The 20,038-nt window shown below is 48.0% G+C and carries 19 protein-coding genes and 1 riboswitch; of the genes, 12 read left to right on the top strand and 7 right to left on the bottom strand.

All coding sequences use genetic code 11. From position 1 onward, the window contains the following. Positions 1–180: transposase (locus tag FTT63_RS07310; RefSeq protein WP_171293499.1), on the top strand; the 180-nt coding region annotated here is incomplete at its 5' end. Between the two features lie 861 nt (positions 181–1,041). Here the strand turns inward: FTT63_RS07310 and phoU are convergent. Further along, on the bottom strand, positions 1,042–1,764 hold the full coding sequence (gene phoU, locus FTT63_RS07315; RefSeq protein ID WP_005181619.1) for a phosphate signaling complex protein PhoU: 723 nt from the start codon (positions 1,762–1,764) through the stop codon (positions 1,042–1,044). Positions 1,765–1,888: 124 nt separating this feature from the next. After that, on the bottom strand, positions 1,889–3,229 hold the full coding sequence (locus FTT63_RS07320; protein ID WP_152342169.1) for a TolC family outer membrane protein: 1,341 nt from the start codon (positions 3,227–3,229) through the stop codon (positions 1,889–1,891). A gap of 348 nt (positions 3,230–3,577) precedes the next feature. On the opposite strand from FTT63_RS07320, the gene FTT63_RS07325 reads away from it, so the two are divergent. From FTT63_RS07325 to FTT63_RS07355, 7 genes are all read left to right on the top strand, one after another. Beyond that, positions 3,578–4,600, top strand: coding sequence for a hypothetical protein (locus FTT63_RS07325; protein ID WP_171526572.1), 1,023 nt, complete (start codon positions 3,578–3,580; stop codon positions 4,598–4,600). Between the two features lie 60 nt (positions 4,601–4,660). Beyond that, positions 4,661–4,791: riboswitch (TPP riboswitch) on the top strand. An 84-nt stretch (positions 4,792–4,875) separates the two neighbouring features. Next, positions 4,876–6,771, top strand: coding sequence for a phosphomethylpyrimidine synthase ThiC (gene thiC / locus FTT63_RS07330; protein WP_005181616.1), 1,896 nt, complete (start codon positions 4,876–4,878; stop codon positions 6,769–6,771). Positions 6,772–6,848: 77 nt separating this feature from the next. Beyond that, positions 6,849–7,457, top strand: coding sequence for an NUDIX domain-containing protein (locus FTT63_RS07335; RefSeq protein WP_005181612.1), 609 nt, complete (start codon positions 6,849–6,851; stop codon positions 7,455–7,457). Positions 7,458–7,478: 21 nt separating this feature from the next. Beyond that, the gene (locus FTT63_RS07340) at positions 7,479–8,282 is read left to right on the top strand and encodes a metallophosphoesterase (RefSeq protein ID WP_104989208.1); all 804 of its coding nucleotides are present in this window, start codon (positions 7,479–7,481) and stop codon (positions 8,280–8,282) included. 214 nt (positions 8,283–8,496) lie between these two features. Further along, complete coding sequence (dksA, locus tag FTT63_RS07345) at positions 8,497–9,024, top strand: RNA polymerase-binding protein DksA (RefSeq protein ID WP_016659695.1); 528 nt, start codon at positions 8,497–8,499, stop codon at positions 9,022–9,024. A gap of 2 nt (positions 9,025–9,026) precedes the next feature. Further along, a complete protein-coding gene (gluQRS, locus tag FTT63_RS07350) occupies positions 9,027–9,947 on the top strand; it encodes a tRNA glutamyl-Q(34) synthetase GluQRS (RefSeq protein WP_127801566.1) in 921 nt (306 codons plus the stop codon). 51 nt (positions 9,948–9,998) lie between these two features. After that, positions 9,999–10,259, top strand: a complete 261-nt coding sequence (locus FTT63_RS07355; RefSeq protein WP_127801565.1) for a zinc-ribbon domain-containing protein — start codon at positions 9,999–10,001, stop codon at positions 10,257–10,259. Here the strand turns inward: FTT63_RS07355 and ftsW are convergent. The 5 genes from ftsW to FTT63_RS07380 form a co-directional block, all read right to left on the bottom strand. Beyond that, positions 10,248–11,444, bottom strand: a complete 1,197-nt coding sequence (gene ftsW, locus FTT63_RS07360; RefSeq protein ID WP_127801564.1) for a putative lipid II flippase FtsW — start codon at positions 11,442–11,444, stop codon at positions 10,248–10,250. The two genes, FTT63_RS07355 and ftsW, sit on opposite strands and share 12 nt — an antisense overlap. 14 nt (positions 11,445–11,458) lie before the next feature. Then, positions 11,459–12,811 carry a UDP-N-acetylmuramoyl-L-alanine--D-glutamate ligase gene (gene murD, locus FTT63_RS07365; protein WP_127801563.1) on the bottom strand — a complete coding sequence of 451 codons (1,353 nt, stop codon included), beginning with the start codon at positions 12,809–12,811 and terminating at the stop codon, positions 11,459–11,461. A gap of 154 nt (positions 12,812–12,965) precedes the next feature. Then, positions 12,966–13,214 (bottom strand): DUF6587 family protein, encoded by a 249-nt coding sequence (locus FTT63_RS07370; RefSeq protein WP_016659699.1) that lies wholly within the window; start codon positions 13,212–13,214, stop codon positions 12,966–12,968. 25 nt (positions 13,215–13,239) lie between these two features. Continuing rightward, positions 13,240–15,093, bottom strand: a complete 1,854-nt coding sequence (locus tag FTT63_RS07375; RefSeq protein ID WP_005181591.1) for a ferrous iron transporter B — start codon at positions 15,091–15,093, stop codon at positions 13,240–13,242. After that, a complete protein-coding gene (locus FTT63_RS07380; RefSeq protein ID WP_005181588.1) occupies positions 15,090–15,350 on the bottom strand; it encodes a FeoA family protein in 261 nt (86 codons plus the stop codon). Before FTT63_RS07380 ends, FTT63_RS07375 begins: the two co-directional genes overlap by 4 nt. A gap of 168 nt (positions 15,351–15,518) precedes the next feature. Between FTT63_RS07380 and xerD the strand changes: the two genes are divergently transcribed. From xerD to thrC, 4 genes are all read left to right on the top strand, one after another. Next, a complete protein-coding gene (gene xerD / locus FTT63_RS07385) occupies positions 15,519–16,436 on the top strand; it encodes a site-specific tyrosine recombinase XerD (protein WP_152342167.1) in 918 nt (305 codons plus the stop codon). Positions 16,437–16,533: 97 nt separating this feature from the next. Next, a complete protein-coding gene (locus tag FTT63_RS07390; RefSeq protein WP_152342166.1) occupies positions 16,534–17,346 on the top strand; it encodes a DsbC family protein in 813 nt (270 codons plus the stop codon). Between the two features lie 122 nt (positions 17,347–17,468). Then, the gene (locus tag FTT63_RS07395; RefSeq protein ID WP_171499819.1) at positions 17,469–18,773 is read left to right on the top strand and encodes a homoserine dehydrogenase; all 1,305 of its coding nucleotides are present in this window, start codon (positions 17,469–17,471) and stop codon (positions 18,771–18,773) included. A gap of 57 nt (positions 18,774–18,830) precedes the next feature. Further along, positions 18,831–19,976 carry a threonine synthase gene (gene thrC / locus FTT63_RS07400; RefSeq protein WP_152342164.1) on the top strand — a complete coding sequence of 382 codons (1,146 nt, stop codon included), beginning with the start codon at positions 18,831–18,833 and terminating at the stop codon, positions 19,974–19,976. Positions 19,977–20,038: the final 62 nt, after the last annotated feature.

A 20,038-nucleotide genomic window follows, 5' to 3' on the forward strand; every position in this document is an offset into this window, starting at 1 on the left:
CGTTCATTTTGGGATGAAGTTAAGGAAAAACTATGGGGCAATCACTTTTGGTCGCCTAGTTACTGCGCTGTATCCTGTGGTGGCGCAAGTTTGGATGTAGTGAAAAAATACATTGAAGAACAAAGAATACCAACGTCAGAAAAAAATGCTAAAAAGTCCATGTCATTAAAAAAGAGCTAACTCGCCCTTAAAAGAGCGAGAATGCGCTCTTAGTTTTGTTCAAATGTCTCAAAGGAGTCTGAAGAGGCTCCTTTTTTTATACTCGATACTGCTCCGCCACGCCGCAAGACGAGAAGCTGTGCTTCGAGTAAAAAAGAAAGCGCTGCTTTAAGTTTTTCGCAAGACAAGGGCGAAGTCCGCGTAGACTTTCATGCAAAAAGAATCTCCATTTTTTGGGGATTTTTTTATGCACGGTTGTAAAAATTACGTAAGATAAGCGAAGCGCGTAGGCTTAAATTTGAAAGGCTCCAGAAATGGAGCTTTTCTTTTGCTCTATCCAAACCCAAGATCAATCACTGCACATAGAGTTCTATCTCGGAAGATGCTTTTAGCCTTTAATCCACAAAAATTTCATCGATAAAAAATGAATCCCTCTTCATTCACCCATTTCAGGCTTGGCACTGAAAAGTAGATGAACTCTGTTCTTTTCCAGCCGCGAGCTCCCTATTTTCAGCGAGCGTTGAGGTGATCTGTTTTTGTTGAATTGATAGTGTATCTGGATAACTATAAAGTTTTACTTCACCAAAATCAGGGGTTTATAATTTAGATTAAAATTAACCTATTTAACCGATTAGTATTGTAACTGGCCGATACATTTGTTCATAAAACTCAACATTAGACTACAATAAGCTTAAAGATTTCCGCCCACCATCTTCCTATAATAGCAATCAAGGAGATGGAAGCATCTCTTATAATAGATATAAATATCCCCGATTTCGATCTCAGATTTCCCCCAAAATCTGGGATTTTTTTTATCCATTTTTTGCGTAATCCATAAAAAAAGCCTGAAAATTATTTCAGGCTTTTTTATGGTATTCAAACTTAGCGTTCTTGAACTTTCTGTTCAATTTCTTCCATGCTGGTATGACGCACATCCAGACCTTTGACCATATAAATCACTTGCTCGGAAATATTACGCGCATGGTCACCAATCCGCTCTAGGGAACGCAGTACCCACATTACATTGATGACGCGGGAAATATGACGTGGATCTTCAATCATATAGGTCATTAAAGTCCGGGTGGCCGACTGGTATTCACGGTCGATATCGGCATCGGCCAGCAGTACGCGTAAAGCCTGATCGACATCTAAACGGGCAAAAGCATCCAGCGCATCATGAATCATGACTCGCACCTGGTTGCCAATATGACGGGTTTCCATATAACCGCGCGGCGAGCCACCTTCTTCACACAAGCTTTGTGCAATCCGGGCAATTTTAGCCGCTTCATCACCAATACGTTCCAGGTCGGTATTGGCCTTGCTCATGGCAATCACCATGCGCAGGTCAATTGCTGCAGGATGACGGCGCGCCAAAATCAGGGTTAATGCTTCATCAATTTCAGTTTCCAGACGGTTCACCGCATTGTCCTGAAATTGCACCTCTATTGCCATCGCGGCATCTGTGTCCAGCAATGCATGAATCGCATTGGCCACCTGCTGTTCTACCAAGCCACCCATGGTCATGAATTTTGTATTGACATCCTGTAGATCTTCATTAAATTGAGAAGAAATATGGTGATTTAACACAGGATTATTTGGACTCAAGAGATGTACTCCAATGCAGTAATAACGGACTTATTTGATCATTGATTATTAAATCACATTAAACATTAAGCTTTTATGACAATTTAAACAAGTGCCCGATTGCATCATTTTATTTTATTGAAATTTAAGGTTTTTCTATTAACCACAAGTTCATCTCGGCCAGATCTTTTTCACTGAGTTGCCCCACCGACGCCCTGAGGCGAAGTATATTAATCAGATAATCATATTTGGCATTCAAATAGTCCTGCTTGGCCGAAAAAGCATTACGCTGGGCCAGCAGGACATCGACCATGGTTTTTAGGCCTTCATTATATTGGGCACGCGATGCGCGCGATACCAGTTCTGCCGATTGCATGGCCGCCTGTCGTGCCTGTAACTTGGATTGATCGGTTTCCACCTGCAAATAGGCACTTTTTACATCGGTATTGGCTTTACGGATGGCCGCATCCAGCTCGGCTTCGGCTTTATCGACATTCACTGCTGCTTTCTGGATATTGCGCTGGGTACGGCCGCCGGTAAACACACTCCAGTTCATTTCAATGCCGACCTGATCAAACTGACCATCCTGAGAAATCAGGCTTTGTGGCGTCTGCTTGTTATAGCCATAAGTACCGACCGCTTCAATTTGCGGATAACGCGCGGCCTGCTCCACCCGTTTCTGGTCTTCGGCATAACGCTGCTGCAAGCGGGCCTGTAAAATGGACAGGTTCTGACTTTGTGCCAGCTCGGTCCATGCCTCTAAACTGGCCGGATAAGGCTTTTGGAACTGAAAGTCATCTCGCAGTACCGCCAGATTTTCACGATATGGCCCGATCAGCTGCGCCAGTTGTTCCTGTGCCAGCACCAGCTGCACATGGGTAGCAATCCGGTTGGCCTTGGCATTTTGATATTGCGCCTCGGCTTCGCTGACATCACTGCGCGCAACCAGTCCTTCACGCAGCTTGGCATTCATCATGTTCAGCTGTTCCAGCAGCGCCTGCTCTTCCTGTAAATAGGCGGTGGTTAAAGACTGCTGACGTAGCACATTAAAATAGGCTTCGGCCACATTTAAGATATGCTCCTGCTTTTGCAGTCTTAAGGTGACTTCACTGAGACTGAGTGAGGTTTTGACCTGTTTTAGGCCTTCCCAGGCATCCCAGCGGAATAAAGGCTGGCGTGCAGTGACACTCACCTGACGGGTGGTGGTTGCTGAAGGCGACAGGCTTTCAGAGCTGACTGGAAAACCTGGAATTGTCGCAGCATTGGCGTCCTGACTGCGCCGGGTGATATTGCCAGACACAGTCACGGTCGGCAGCAAATTGCCTTTGGCAATGCCTAAATTCAGTTGATCGGCTTCATATTGCAACAGATTGGCCTGCCAGTTCGGGTCGGTGGCTTTGGCACGCTCATAGGCCTCGACCAGATCCAAGGCTTGCGCCCAAGGGCTAAACAACAGCAGGCCCAATACACATATTTTTTTCTTCATTTTATTCGTTTAACTCATCTCGCCAAAATGGCCATGTCTCAGTCAAGCATTGACTCAATTTGCTCCATAGTAGCGATTTATCGCATTTTTTTCGTATGTTTTTGATTATTTTTTTATATTTTACCGCTTTAATTCAAGCAGCAAGCTGTCCAGTTGAGTTGAGCCAGGAGCGCACTCACAGCCATGTAACCAAACTTCAGCACAACGCTACAATTCACCGGCCCGAAGCTGGTTACAATAGCGCCATACATTCCGCACTTGTTATTTTTTTGCTGCTTTTTTAATTGGGTTATCGTGAAGCTTATTTCTCCCCGCTGGCGTACTTTACTGCTCAGTTTATGTTCTGCAATGGTTTTGACCGCGTGTCAAAGGCCAGAACCTCCTGTGGTCATTGAACAGAAGCCGAAGCAGGCTGTGGCTGAACAGGCGGTCGATTTAAAGTCGATCTGCCGCGGTATTGAACAGGAAATGCGCGAGATTAACCAGCAGCGCACCACCTTTGCCCTGGAACAGATTAACCAGGATTTAAAAGTCTGTTTGCCACTAATGGATTTCCCCGACCAGCAGCATCTGCTGGAACTGTCTGCCCAGATGTACCAGAATTTTCTGAAAGTCGAACGTACCGCCCAGCAGCAGACCGCTTTTGATCAGTATGCCTTTGATCTGGCCCAGCATCCCACCATTCAGCAAAGCCATTTCGAACAGTTTGCCTTACGCGACCAGTATCTGCTGAAACACAAAGGTCAGGCCTATGTCGACCTGTATGATGCCGGTGAAGGGCAACTGGTCTATCGGCGTAATCCGCAGTACCTGGCTCGTATTTTTGCGCCTTATCTGCCCGATGCCGAACGGATTTTTATTGAAAATCTGGCCGAACAGAATATGCAGCGTCCGATTCGTGATGGCGGCCTGACCATTGATGCCCAGGAAGTGGTGCGTCGCGCCCTGTTCTGGGAAGATTATGTCAAAAACTATCCTGACAGCAATTATATCCGCGATGCGCGTTATCTGGATCAGGTCTATCGTATGTTCCTGTTTAAAGGCACCTTAAATACCCCGGTTTCAGACAGCTATGAAGCAGAATATGCGATTCAGCCCAGTGTCTGGTATGAAATTGAAAAGCTGGCCAAGCTGGAGCAGTCACGACTGGCAGATCAGGCGCGTAAATTCCGCAGCTTTGTACAGATGTCGCCACAGGAACGGCGTAACCGTATTCCAGTCAGCCTGACCGCACAAGAACAAAACAATGAACGTGCCAACACCCTGGCGCTAAAGCAGCTGTCCCATTATCTGGATTTACCGCTAAACGGCTTAAGTCCGACCCGTGACTGTTTTAGCGATGCGGTCTGTATGCCTTATCAGAATAACTAAGCCACCCACCAATTTGGCAGTTTTATCACTGGCCTTTTTAAGCCAACCTGTTAAGATTTAAGCAGCTTGACGGAGCGCGAGTAAATCCTCGCTGAGATTGTGTAATTGTCTAACCGTATAGATGATTAAGCACAAGTACCGTTGAACCTGATCAGGTTAACACCTGCGTAGGAATCAAGCGCAACTAAACCTTAAGTTTCGATTTATTATTCAGGATAAATCCGTTTCGTTTTGGTCGTGCTTGATTCGTTGATGCTCTTCATAAGGATCATGGTATGAACCAATTAACGAATCTTTCTTCCGAGGCTATTTCTGCTCAACACGAGCAAGATGCCAAAGACCTCACCCGTATTTTACCCGCTTCGAGCAAAGTCTATATCCAGGGCTCACGTGAGGATATCCGTGTCCCGATGCGCCAGATTGAACTGACCGAGACCCCAACCAGTTTAGGCGGTGAACACAATCCGCCGGTAATGGTCTATGACACCTCTGGCGTTTACACCGACCCGGAAGTCAATATTGATCTGAACCAGGGTTTACCGAATGTGCGTGAACGCTGGATTGAAGAGCGTAACGATACAGAAATTCTGGATCAGCTCAGTTCTAAATTCGGTCAGGAACGCCTGCGTGACATCCGCACCGCCGACATCCGTTTTGCCCATATCCAGAAACCGCGCCGGGCCAAACGCGGGCATAACGTGACCCAAATGCACTATGCCAAACAGGGCATTATTACTCCGGAAATGGAATACATCGCCATCCGTGAAAACCTGCGCCAGCAGCAAGGCGTCGATATGCGCCAGCATCCGGGACAAAACTTTGGCGCACAAAATCTGCGTGAAATTACCCCAGAATTTGTACGTCAGGAAGTCGCTGCCGGCCGCGCCATTATTCCCGCCAACATTAACCACCCTGAAATTGAGCCGATGATTATTGGCCGTAATTTCCTGGTGAAAATTAATGCCAATATTGGTAACTCGGCGCTGGGTTCCGACATTGCCGAAGAAGTGGCAAAAATGACCTGGGCCACCCGCTGGGGCGCCGACACCATCATGGATTTATCGACCGGGAAAAATATTCATGAAACCCGTGAATGGATTATCCGTAACTCACCCGTGCCAATTGGTACCGTGCCAATTTATCAGGCGCTGGAAAAAGTTAACGGCGTAGCAGAAGACCTGACCTGGGAAATCTTTAAAGACACCCTGATTGAACAGGCCGAACAAGGTGTGGACTACTTCACCATTCATGCTGGGGTACTGCTGCGTTATGTACCGCTGACCGCCAACCGCCTCACCGGTATTGTGTCACGTGGTGGTTCAATCATGGCACAGTGGTGTCTGGCGCATCATGAAGAAAACTTCCTGTATACCCACTTCGATGAAATCTGCGAAATCATGAAAGCCTATGACGTGTCGTTCAGTCTGGGCGATGGCCTGCGTCCGGGCTGTATCCAGGATGCCAATGATGAAGCACAATTCAGCGAACTTCGCACCTTGGGCGAGTTAACGCATCGCGCCTGGGAACATGATGTGCAGGTGATGATTGAAGGCCCGGGCCATGTGCCAATGCATATGATCAAGGAAAATATGGATCTGCAACTGGAAGTCTGCAAAGAGGCGCCGTTCTATACCCTTGGTCCGCTAACCACCGATATTGCACCGGGCTATGACCATATTACCTCGGCCATTGGGGCCGCCATGATTGGCTGGTATGGCACGGCCATGCTGTGCTATGTGACGCCAAAAGAGCATTTAGGTCTGCCGAACAAGAAAGATGTTAAAGACGGTATTATCACCTACAAGATTGCTGCACATGCCGCCGATCTGGCCAAAGGCCATCCGGGTGCGCAGGCGCGTGACAATGCCCTGTCCAAAGCCCGCTTTGAATTCCGCTGGGAAGATCAGTTTAACCTGAGTCTGGACCCGGATACGGCGCGCAGTATGCATGATGAAACCTTGCCGAAAGAAGCACACAAATCGGCGCACTTCTGTTCGATGTGTGGACCGAAATTCTGCTCCATGAAAATCACCCAAAATGTGAGAGATTATGCGCAAAATCAGAATCTTGCTAAAGAAGCCATGCAAAGCGACACAGAGGTTGCGGAAGGTCTCAAAGCCATGAAGGAGACCTATCAGCAGACTGGTCAAAAATTGTACCACGACGTCTAAACTATCGAAAAAGAGTTTGTGTTCCATTTAATCTCAGTTAGGATGAAAACTGATGTTCTTCATCCGTATGATGTTTTATGGAAATACTTAAACAGGCGACCTATGGTCGAAATGAACTGCGCATTCAACAGCGTGAATTCTTGTTTCGTGGCTTTATTCAGGTTGAAAAAGTCAGTCTGAGCCATCGCCTGTTTAATCAAAACCACTATACACCGGTCATTCATCGGGAGTTGATTCAACGCCCGGAGGCAGCCGGTGTATTGTTATATGATGAAAAAAAACATAAATTTGCATTAATAGAACAATTTCGTATTGGGGCAATGGATGATCAGGATTCTCCCTGGCAACTCGAAGTCATTGCGGGCGTACTCGATGGTGATGAATCACCGGAAAGCTGCATTCGCCGTGAAACCCTAGAAGAATCAGGCTGCGAAGTTGAAGAACTGCAGCATCTGTTTACCTTCTATCCTTCTGCAGGAGCTTGTGCGGAAATCTTTCATTTATATAGTGCGAAAGTAAATTTGCCTGAACAAGGCGGTGTGTTTGGTCTTAGTGAGGAAGGCGAAAATATTCAATTGCATATTTTTGAGTATGAGCACTTACCGATCTTATTGGCCAATGGTCGGCTCAGGAATGCGCCGCTGATCATCGCCCTGCAATGGTTACAACAACAAATTAAACCATAAGGAATGTCTAAGGGGTCAGGCATGACTTTTATAAGCAAAAATACACAAAGCTGGACCATCGTCCAGATTTCAGACACACATTTAATGGATCAGGAAGACCTTAAATTTGTGCAGATGAATCCGGAACACAGCTTTCATGGCATCATGCGTGATATTCAGCAACGTTATCCTGAGCTGGATGCCATTGTTCATACCGGGGATCTGGCACAGGTGCCAGTGCCGGCGACCTATGCGCGCTATCTGGCATTTATGCACCGCCTAAATATTCCGTTTTATCAGATTCCGGGCAATCATGATGAAGTGGAGTATTTTCCGTTTCACCAGCAGCAAAACCGGGTACATGCCATTCATTTGGGTCGCTGGACCATCATGCTGCTGAACAGTGCGGTCAAGAATCAGATTGATGGCCGGATTGAACCCTCTCAGCTCGCGCAACTGGACCAGCTGTTAACCGAACATGCCGGCCAGCATGTGATTCTGGCCTGTCATCATCATCCTTTTGCCATGCAGTCGCATTGGGTCGATCAGCATAAACTGAAAAATACCGCCGATCTGACTGAAGTGATGGTCAAGCACCAGAATATTAAAGCGGTTTTATTTGGCCACGTGCATCAGGATTCACTGAACATCTGGAACAATATTCCTTTTTATTCAACGCCTTCGACTTCAGTGCAGTTTAAACCACACAGTGATGATTTTGCCCTGGGACAGGAAGCACCGGGCTATCGGGTCTTGCATTTAAAGGACAATGGCGAGTTCGACACACAGGTGCATCGTGTTGAAAATTTGGTCGGTCAAATAAATAATGAAATTTCAGGTTATTAACTTTTCATTTTATTCTTTTTGCTTTAAGTTATGGCTGCGAAGGAAAACGTGATACGACGAAATCCAAACATCAAAGACTATCAATATACATAAAAAGTCTATATGATGACGACCCCCGAAGGGATAATCTTCTCCTTGGGAGTGGATAAAAACACTTGCATATCACCATATTTTTTGCGTATAGATAATACGTATATGATGAGGAATGCCCTACATGGCGAATGACAACCAAAATCAAGTCTTGGACGAACAAACAGATGTTGTAGAGGAAAAATCTACAAAGCGCGTGCGTAAGACAAAGCCAAAGGCGTCAGAAGGTGGTTCTACTGCTAGCTTATTTGGTATTGAGCCTTATCAGCCGAAAAAAAATGAAGAATATATGTCTGAGGGCCAGCTTGAGCACTTCCGTCAGATTCTCTTGGCCTGGAAAGCCGAGCTGATGTCTGAAGTTGATCGTACGCTAAACACAATGCAAGATGAAAATACTGCATTGCCTGACGTAAACGACCGCGCCACTCAGGAAGAAGAGTTTGCCATCGAGTTACGTACCCGTGACCGTGAACGCAAACTGATCCGTAAAATTGAACAATCCATTGAAGCCATTAAAAACGATGACTACGGTTTCTGTGAAACCTGCGGAATCGAAATTGGTTTACGCCGTTTAGAAGCGCGTCCAACTGCGACTTTGTGTATTGACTGCAAAACTTTGGCAGAAATCAAAGAGAAGCAAAATAACGGTTAAGCATGTCTATTCGTAATCCCTCCCTGCCCCTCCCTTTGATAAAGGGAGGGAAAGCTGAAGAGAATTACGTGGGCCGGTTTGCACCATCGCCAACCGGCCCTTTGCATTTTGGTTCACTCATTACCGCGGTGGCCAGTTATTGCGATGCCAAGGCCCAGCATGGGCGCTGGCTGGTCCGTATTGAAGACACTGACATTCCCCGTATTTATCCTGGCAGTGAAACGCATATCCTGCGTTCTCTAGATGCCTTTCAATTCGAGCCAGATGGTGAGTTTCTGTTTCAAAAAGACCGTTTGCCCATTTACGAAGATGTTCTTGAGCAACTCGCCGAGCAAGACTGGGTCTATGCCTGCCAATGCACGCGTAAAATGCTCGGTTCCAATCATATTTATGCTGGCACCTGCCGCAATCTGCAACTCCCCTTTGCACAGCAGGCCATCCGCCTGAAAGTGACCGATACAGACATTTGCTTTGAAGACCGCTTGCAGGGCCGGCATTGCTCCAACCTGCAACATGATTTGGGTGATTTTGTCTTAAAACGCCGTGACGGGATTATTAACTATCAACTGGCCGTGGTGGTCGATGACTATCTGCAAGGCATTACCGATGTGGTCCGCGGCGCCGACCTCTTGGACAATACTGAACGACAGATCTGGCTTGGACGGGTGCTGGGCTATCCAGAACTGCACTATCTGCATTTGCCGCTGGCCATGAATGATCAGGGGCAAAAACTCTCCAAGCAGAACCTGGCTCAGCCGCTGGATTTAAATCAGGCTCCTCTGCTGTTACAACAGGCGCTCATGGCCTTGCATCAACCTCCGGTAGTTTTAGACACCCCGGCACGTATGCTGCAGCAGGCCATTGCCCAGTGGTCAATTGAGGCCATTCCACATACAACTCAGCTACAGGGCAGCTACGCATAACTACACAATTTGCGCTAATCTAGAAAAAAATAACTGTAAAATGGGATTACTATGTTTTTTATTTTTGGGATTGGTCCAAAAACCAAAGTGCTGGAGAAAAACCAGTTTGTCTGTCCGGTCTGTCGTACCCGCACCAGTTATGAACTGAAGCAGCAGCGCAATTATTTTTCCTTATTTTTTATTCCTTTAATTCCGCTGTCCAAAGCCAAAGGCAGCTTTGTCAAATGTCTGAACTGTAAAACAGAAATGCCAAGCACGGTGTTGCACCATGCTCAGCTAGATCCATTTCAGCAGAGTAATCTAGAAGCTTGATTCCTCACGGCTTGGATTGGTTTGCTGGGTAGTACTTTCAATCTTTAAAATCAGACTGACCATCACCGCACACATAATTAGCGATGAACCCCCATAACTGATAAATGGCAGGGTCAATCCTTTGGTCGGCAACATGCCCATATTCATGCCGGCATTCACCAGAATCTGTAACAGGAAGATGATGCTGATGCCATAGGCCAGATAACCGGCACGCAAGTACTGATGACGCAAGGCACGATGACCAATGCGAATACAGCAGACCAGCATGGTGAAAGACAGGCTCAGCACCACCAGAATGCCAAAAAAGCCAAATTCTTCGCCTAAAACGGCCAGCATAAAGTCGGTATGCGCTTCCGGCAGATAGGACATTTTCTGGATACTATGCCCCAACCCCACCCCGGCCCATTCACCCCGGCCAAAAGCCATTAAGGCATTTGACAGCTGATAACCGGCCCCGAGCGGATCATTCCACGGGTTAGAGAAAGACATTAAACGTTCAAAACGGTAGGGCTCAAACACCACCAGGAAGGTAAACGCACCCAGCATCGCACCCAAGGCAATCCCGAACTGAATCAGTGGTGCACCGGCCAGGAAGAACACCCCGAGCATGGTCAACGCAATCACCACAGTCGCACCCAAATCCGGTTCTGCCATAATCAGGCCCACAGTCGCCGCCATAATCACTGCCAGCCGTACCAGACCTTTAATATTATTACGCACTTCTTCGGCACGACGTACCACGTAGTCGGCGGTAAAAATCGCCATCATCACCTTGGCCACTTCTGAAGCCTGCAAGGTAAACCCGGCCACCCGAATCCAGCGTTTGGAACCATTGACTTCGGTACCGACCACCAGTACCGCAATCAGCAAGGCAATGGTAATAATCCATAAAAAGAAGGTGTTATTGAACCAGAGGTTTAAGGGAACTTTATACACGGTATAGGCGGCAATTAGCGCTACCGCAATTGAAATACCATGCCGCAGTACATAATGGAAGGCATTTTCATGCATACGCTCGGCATAGGGCATTGAGGCAGACGCCACCATAATCGAGCCGATACAGAGCAAGGCCAATACGCTAAAAATGAGCACATTGCGTACATTCACTTCGGCCGGTAACCGCGGTAACCAGCGCTCATAGACCTGAGTGATTTTATTGATCGTTGTCTGAGCAAAGCCAGCCATATCCCAAATCCTTATTATTCTTGACCAAGTTCGTTGACATAAGTCACGAACTGACGACCACGTTCCGGATAGCCCGAGAACATATCAAAACTTGCACATGCAGGTGACAATAACACGACATCCTGCGGCTGGGTATGCTGCTGGCACAGTGTGACCGCCTGTTGCAGACTGTCGGCATGGAGCAGCGTGGTAGTGCCCTGTACCGCCGCTTCAATCAGCGCGGCATCTTCACCAATCAACACTGCCAGTTTGGCATATTGACTGAGCGCCTGACGCAGTGCCTTAAAGTCCTGGCCTTTGCCCTGCCCACCTAAAATAATGGCCACCTGACCGCCATGCGGCTGAATTGCTGCACCCAAACCTTCTAGTGCCGCGAGGGTAGCGCCAATATTGGTGCCTTTGGAGTCATTATAATAACGCACGCCTGCGACCTCTTTGACGAATTCACAGCGATGCTCCAGACCTTTAAAGCTTTTTAAAGTGTTCAGCATACTGTCCATCGGCAGGCCAATCGCTTCACCCAGCGCCAGACAGGCCAAGGCATTGGCAATATTATGCGTACCCTGAATATACATGTCGCTGCTTTTCAGCAGACGTTCACGGCCACGCGCCAGCCAAATGGTGCCATCTGTTTCTTTTAAAATACCGAACTGGTTGATATCTGGTGCGTTCAGGCCAAAGCTCTGCATAGGGGTGGTATCTGGCACCAGCGGACGGGTCAGTGCATCATCACGGTTATATACCACCTGTTTCACGCCCTGAAAAATACGATGTTTGGCGGTGTGATAACCGAGCATGTCACCATGACGGTCCAGATGGTCTTCACTCATGTTCAGCACCACCGCCACTTCAGCATTCAGGTTTGAGGTGGTTTCTAACTGAAAGCTGGAAAGTTCCAGAATATACAGCTCCGGATCATCTTTGGTTAAATCCAGCGCCGGACGGCCCAGATTACCCCCAACCGCGACCTTCTTGCCAGCATCGGCAGCCATCAGGCCAATTAGTGTGGTTACAGTACTTTTGGCATTGGAACCGGTAATGGCCACAATTGGCTTGTCAGTGGCACGGCGCAAAATCTGGATTTCACTGACCACCGGAATGCCCTGCGCTATTGCCGTCTGAATTTCTGGCAGTTTTGGATCAAGCCCCGGACTGATGATAATTTCTTCAGCAGACAACAGCAGTTCCTGGTCAAACTGGCCAAAACTGGTCTGAACCTCGGCCGGAATCTGGTCATAACCGGGGGGTGTCGCTCGAGAGTCTGTTACGGCAACGCGGTAGCCCTGATCATGCAAGAAGTTGACTGCTGCAACACCTGAAATGCCAAGACCTGCCACAACTTTTAATCCACCGCGTTGTATTAACATTTGAGCTCCATCAATGATTTGGATTTTAAACTGCGGAAATGTTAGCACTTTGGGGTTTTGAATGCTTTTTCTGTTTGCAGTTTCTGGAAAAAATTTTGTGTCAGTGCGTAAAAAAGCCGTCATAGAGATGACGGCTTTTTTGACGCTCAAGGGCTTACTTCCACTTGACCCCTTGTACTTCAGTTTTCTTGCTGGCCTGCTCCGACACCGGACAATCACAGCCACCGCCACAACCGGCAGCCATTTTCGGTCTGAACCATTTGCCCAGCGTGTGCCAGCCTTTTGCCGTACAGGCATCCGACAACTTCAGAAAGACTGAATTTGAAGTCTTCGGGAATACCTTTTTGAAGACCACCAGCGTGCTCCACATCACCAATACCGCCACAATCAATACTTCAATCATTTCAGTCTCCTTTTTTTGTTTCGGCTTAAGCCAACAGGTTGGATGCAATCTGATAGGTCAGGAATGACATCAAATAGGCCAGACCAAACAGATACACGGTCATAAAGCCCACTGTTTTCCACGATGCCGTTTCACGGCGTACCGTGGCCAGCGTCGCCAGACAGTGCGGTGCATAAATAAACCAGACCAGTAGCGATAAACCGGTCGCCAATGACCAGCCCAAGTCACCACCGCTGCTGATGATGCTGGCCAGACCATCGGCCATGGCATCTTCGTCCCCTGACAGGGCGTAAATGGTACCCAGTGCAGCCACCACCACTTCACGGGCTGCCATTGCTGGAATCAAGGCAATACAGATCTGCCAGTTAAAGCCCAGTGGGGCAAAAATTGGCTGCATGATATGGCCCAGCATCCCGGCAAAGGTATAATCAATCGCCGGCATGGTCGCGCCTTCTGGCGGCTGCGGGAAGGTACACAGGAACCAGAGCAGAATCGACAGGGCAAAGATGATGCCACCGACCCGTTTCAGGAAGATTCGGGCGCGATCCAGCAAACCAATCCAGACGTTTTTGATGTCCGGGAAACGGTAACTTGGCAGTTCCATCAACAGCATGTGATCGGACTTGTCTTTCTGGAAAAACTTCAGCACAAAAGACACGCCTAGCGCACTTAAAATACCAGCCATATACAGCGCAAACAGCACCAGACCCTGCAGGTTAAACAGGCCCCATACCGTTTGTTCCGGAATAAAGGCGGCAATTAACAGCGCATACACCGGTAAACGCGCGGAACAGGTCATCAGCGGTGCCACAAAAATAGTGGTTAAACGGTCACGCGGGTCGCTGATACTGCGCGTTGCCATAATCCCCGGAATCGCGCAGGCAAAGCTGGACAGTAACGGAATAAAGGCACGGCCACTTAAACCGGCTTTAAACATCAGTTTATCCAGCAAGAATGCAGCGCGCGGTAAATAACCGGATTCTTCCAGCATCAGAATAAAGAAGAACAGAATCAGAATTTGCGGCAGGAACACCACCACACCACCGGCGCCGGCAATAATCCCGTCCACCACCAGACTGTTCAGTAAAGGATGAGCAATACTGCCACCAATCACTTCACCCAGCCAGCCAAAGAAGGTTTCAATCCCGTCCATAAACGGGGCTGCCCAGGCAAAGACCGCCTGGAAAATGATAAACATCATGACTGCCAGACTGACCAGACCCAGCACCGGATGCAGGAACACCTTATCGAGGAAATCGGAACGTTTATCTTCCTGATCGACGTATTGCACCACATCATTCAGCAGGGTTTCGACCTTCTGATGGGCATCGCCTTTCAGACCGGTCAATTCGGTATGTGGCAGCGCATATTTACCCTGATCCAGCGCATTCATCAGGTTTTCAATCCCGGAACGGCGCACGGCCACGGTTTCTACCACCGGCACACCGAGGCGCTCAGACAGTTTCTGGGTGTTGATCTGCATGCCACGACGACGCGCTTCGTCCATCATGTTCAGCACCAGCAACATTGGACGACCCAGTTCAATCATTTCCAGTACCAGACCCAGATGCAGCTTCAGATTGGTGGCATCAACCACACACAGGAAAGCATCCTGCTGGCCTTCTTCTGCCAGTTTGCCCTGTACCACATCACGGGTAATGGCTTCGTCCGGGCTGGCAGCATTCAAGCTATAAGTGCCAGGTAAATCCAGCACCCGTACCGGCTTGCCTGAAGGTAAATTAAAATGACCGACTTTACGTTCGACCGTTACGCCGGCATAGTTGGCAACTTTCTGGCGTGTACCAGTTAAATGGTTGAATAATGAGGTTTTACCGCAGTTAGGATTCCCTACAAGGGCAATACGTAAGGCATCACTCATGTAGTGACTCCATCTTCAATTTCAATTTTCTCTGCTTCATTTTTGCGTAAGGCAAAACGGGTAAAACCGACCTGAATCAGAATCGGGTCCCCGCCAAAAACACCTTTGGTAATGACCTGAACGCGCGTGCCCGGCACAAACCCCAATGTTTCCAGACGGCTGGCCACCAAGTCATTGTGTGACTCGCCCCCCTCATCCTGCCGGATAATCTGGCGGATAATGGCCGTCTGCTTTACCTTTAACTCTGATAAACGCACTGTGAAATTCCTAAGCTCTTTTAAATAGTATACAAACAAATGAGAATAATTAACAAATAAGGATTGATTACGTTTCCGTTCTTATATCACATCGACAGCCCGGAAAAATTACTCTACATTGGAGAATTCCAATGATCTTGATCGAATTCTTAAATTAAAGTGATCCACATGCTCAATAAAAAGCCCCGCATTCCTGCACCTGTCACCATTCCGGAACATTTAAGCTATTTGCAGGGCTTTCGCGATCATCTAGTAGCACAAACCGTCAGTCCACATACCCGCAATGCCTATTTGTCCGACTTAATGTTATGCAGTGCCTGCGTGCCCAGTTCGATGCTGGACTGGAGTCATGATGATATTTCCGATGTCCTGATTGAATTGACCAAACAGCAAAAAAGCCCACGTTCGATTGCCCGCTGCCTATCGGCCTTAAGGGCTTTTTATAAATTTCTGCGTGAACAGAAACTGCGCGCCGACAATCCGGTCGCCGCACATAAAACCCCAAAACTGGGCCGGGCCTTGCCCAAAGATCTGTCTGAAGCCGATGTCGAAGCGCTAATTCAGGCACCGGATGTCCATACAGCACTGGGTCTGCGCGATCGGGCGATGTTTGAAGTGCTGTATGCCTGTGGGTTACGGGTGTCTGAATTGCTGAATTTACGTCTGGAGCTGATTAACCTGAAACAGGGTTATTTGCGCATTGTCGGCAAAGGCAATAAAGAACGTCTGGTACCTTTGGGCCAGGTCGCTTGTGAATGGGTAGAACACTATCTGCAAGAGGCGCGGCCGCAGCTGTATAAAACCAGCACCGATTATTTATTCCTGACTCAGCATGGCGGCATCATGAGCCGGCAGAACTTCTGGTATGCGATTAAACGCTATGCGCTACAGGCCGGAATTCAGGCCGAATTATCACCGCATACCTTGCGCCACGCCTTTGCCACGCATCTGCTCAATCATGGCGCAGACCTGCGCGTGGTGCAAATGCTGCTGGGGCATAGCGACCTGTCGACCACACAAATTTATACCCATGTCGCGCAGATTCGCATGCAGCAGCTGCATGCGACCCATCATCCTCGCGCTTAACCGCACTGCCAAAATACGACCAAGAAGTTTTCGATCGGTCATTTTTTTTTGTTATGCTAGCCTCCTTGTTTTTATATCGATAAGAAAAGGGTTAGCAATGACATTTACCCGCGTGAAAATTGTAATGGCCATGACACTTGCTGCAGGCCTGGGCCTGACGGCGTGCTCGAGCAATAATGATGAGAAAAAACAAACCACGCTTACGGCCAGTGCACCGGCAACCGGGGAAGCCTCTACCCTTTCTGAACGTAATGCCCAGCAGCGTCTGGTCAAAACCCTGGAACAGCATTTTAAAACTGCTGGCATTCAGGCCAAAATCACTGAAGTCAAAACCACGGAAGTCCCGAATCTGTACTGGGTCAGCCTGGAAGGCATGTCTGCGGTCTATGCCACCAGCGATGGCAAATACATTTTCCAGGGTGATGTGATCCGTTTAGGCGACAAACAGCTACATAACGTCGGTGAGAGCCTGCAAGCCGGCACCAATAAACAGATTTTTGCCAGCCTGAAAGAGCAGGACCTGCTGATCTATAAAGCCAAGGGTGAAACCAAACACATCATTTATGTGTTTACCGATGTCAGCTGTCCATACTGCCACAAGCTACATGAACATATGGATGAGCTGAACAGCAAAGGCATTGAAGTACGCTATATTGCCTGGCCACGTGGCGAACAGTTTATTCCGGCCATGGAAAGCGTCTGGTGTAGCCAAGACCGCCATGCGGCCTTTGATCAGGCCATTGCCGGTGCTGAACTGCCTGCTGCCAGCTGCAAAACGCCAGTACGTGAACACTATCAGCTGGGTCTGAATATTGGGGTGAACGGTACCCCGGCAATCTATAGTGCAGACGGGGTTTACCTTGGTGGTTATCTGTCGCCAAGCGAATTGCTGAAGCGTTTAAATAACTAATTTTAATGGGTTAAATTACTGTTTTTTATAGATCAAGAGAAAGTGATTTCTACGCTAGAGTCTTCAGCTTTTTTTAGCTATGATCTAAGCTCGCTTAAAATTGATTAAATATGGAGTGTGACGTGAAACCAGTTCGTCTGGCAATCCTCGGTCTTGGTACTGTGGGTGGTGGTGCCCTTAAACTATTAAAAGAAAATGCTGCTGAGATTAAACGTCGCACCGGTCGTGAAATTGAAATCACTTATGTGGGAACACGTCGTCCGCGTCCTGACTTAAACTTACCTGAATCGGTCAAGCAAAGCTCTGACTTATTGGACATTGTCCGTCAACCGGATGTAGATGTCGTGGTTGAAGTCATGGGTGGGATTCATCCTGCATATGAAGTCATTATGGAAGCGATGAAACACGGCAAACATATTGTCACCGCAAACAAGGCCTTGCTGGCTGAACACGGCAACGAACTGTTTAAAGCCGCGGATGATCATGCCGTTCAGATCGCCTATGAAGCTGCGGTAGCTGGTGGTATTCCAATCATCAAGGTGATCCGTGAAGGTCTGGCCGCGAACAAGATTGAATGGCTGGCAGGTATCATTAACGGTACCGGTAACTTCATCTTAAGCGAAATGCGTGAAAAAGGCCGTGCCTTTGCCGATGTGCTGAAAGAAGCGCAAGAACTGGGTTATGCCGAAGCCGATCCAACCTTCGACGTTGAAGGTATTGATGCAGCACACAAGCTGACTATCTTAGCCTCATGTGCATTTGGTATTCCGCTGCAATTTGACAAGGTGTATACCGAAGGCATTAGCAAAATTACCGCGCAAGATGTCAAATATGCCGAAGATTTAGGTTTCCGCATCAAGCATTTAGGGATTGCACGCCGTACCGATGCCGGTATTGAATTGCGTGTGCATCCAACCTTAATTCCTGAAGAAGAACTGATTGCCAATGTGAATGGCGTGAAAAATGCGGTGCTGGTGCAGGCCAATGCAGTGGGTCCAACCCTGTATTATGGCGCCGGTGCCGGTGCAGGCCCAACCGCTTCAGCAGTGGTTGCTGACGTGGTCGATATTGTCCGTGACATCTCCTATACCGAAGACGGTGCAGGGACAATTCCGCAACTGGCCTTCGAAGCCTTAACCGACTTGCCAATTTTAAGCCGTGAACAGATGACCACGGGTTACTATATTCGCATTAATGCCGAAGACCAGACCGGTGTACTGGCCGATGTCACCACTATTTTAAGCCGTGCCGGTATCAGTATTGATGCCATCATGCAGCAATCTCGCTTAAAAGACCTTATTCCTATCGTGATTCTGACTGACCCAGTTCAGGAATCAAAAATGGATGAAGCGTTACAACAAATTCAAGCTTTGCCTGTGATTCATGGCGAAATTGTACGAATTCGTTTAGAATCGCTTGATAATTAATCGGGTCAAGGGGAATATTTCCCCTTGCCAAGCTCTACACACAATTGGAACATCATCATGTCGAATGCCAATCGTTATACTGGTTTAGTTGACCGTTATCGTGACCGTTTACCAGTGTCTGCAACTACACGTGCAATCTCTCTCGGTGAAGGGAATACCCCGCTAATCAAGCTTGAGAACATTCCACGTATTATTGGCAAGAACGTTGAAATTTATGTGAAGTATGAAGGCTTAAACCCGACAGGTTCATTTAAAGACCGTGGTATGACCATGGCCGTAACCAAAGCGGTTGAAGAAGGTTCAAAAGCCATTATCTGTGCCTCTACCGGTAACACTTCTGCAGCGGCAGCAGCCTATGCAGCGCGTGCTGGTATCAAAGCGTTTGTCTTGATTCCTGAAGGCAAAATTGCCATGGGTAAAATGGCACAGGCCATGATGTACGGTGCCATCACCATGCAGATTCGCGGTAACTTTGACGATGGTATGCGTCTGGTGAAAGAAGTGGCCGATCAGGCTCCTGTAACCATCGTAAACTCGATCAACCCGTACCGTCTGCAAGGTCAAAAGACCATTGCCTACGAAATCGTGGATGAACTCGGCCGTGCCCCAGACTACCACTGCCTGCCAGTTGGTAACGCGGGCAATATTACTGCACACTGGATGGGTTATACCGAAGCTGTGGCTAACCAGCCTGCAGACCAGTTTGAACAAGTGGTTTATGATGCGACAACGGATGCCTTTACTGGTCCAAAACCGGAAGGTTTACCAGTTATGGTCGGTTATCAAGCCTCTGGCGCTGCGCCATTCTTACGTGGTGCGCCAGTTGAAAACCCGGAAACTGTAGCCACTGCAATCCGTATTGGTAACCCGCAAAGCTGGAACCATGCTAAAGCTGTAGTTCGTGATTCACAAGGCTGGTTCGATGAACTGACCGATGCGGAAATTCTGGAAGCTCAGCGCATGCTGTCCATGTACGAAGGCGTATTTGTTGAGCCTGCATCTGCAGCATCCATTGGCGGCGCGATGCGTGACATTAAAGCCGGTAAAATTGCAGAAGGTTCAGTAATTGTATGTACTGTTACTGGTAACGGTCTGAAAGACCCAGACACTGCAATGAAACAGTGCCAGGATGCGGTGATGCTGTCGATTGACGCTACCATGGATCAGGTTCGTGATTCTATCCTTTCAAACATGGATCAATAATTCCGGTTTGAAACAAAAATCCCTGCTCATGCAGGGATTTTTTTATGGCTGAGGTTTTAAGT

The organism is Acinetobacter sp. C15 (assembly GCF_013420645.1).
Classification (GTDB): domain Bacteria; phylum Pseudomonadota; class Gammaproteobacteria; order Pseudomonadales; family Moraxellaceae; genus Acinetobacter; species Acinetobacter indicus.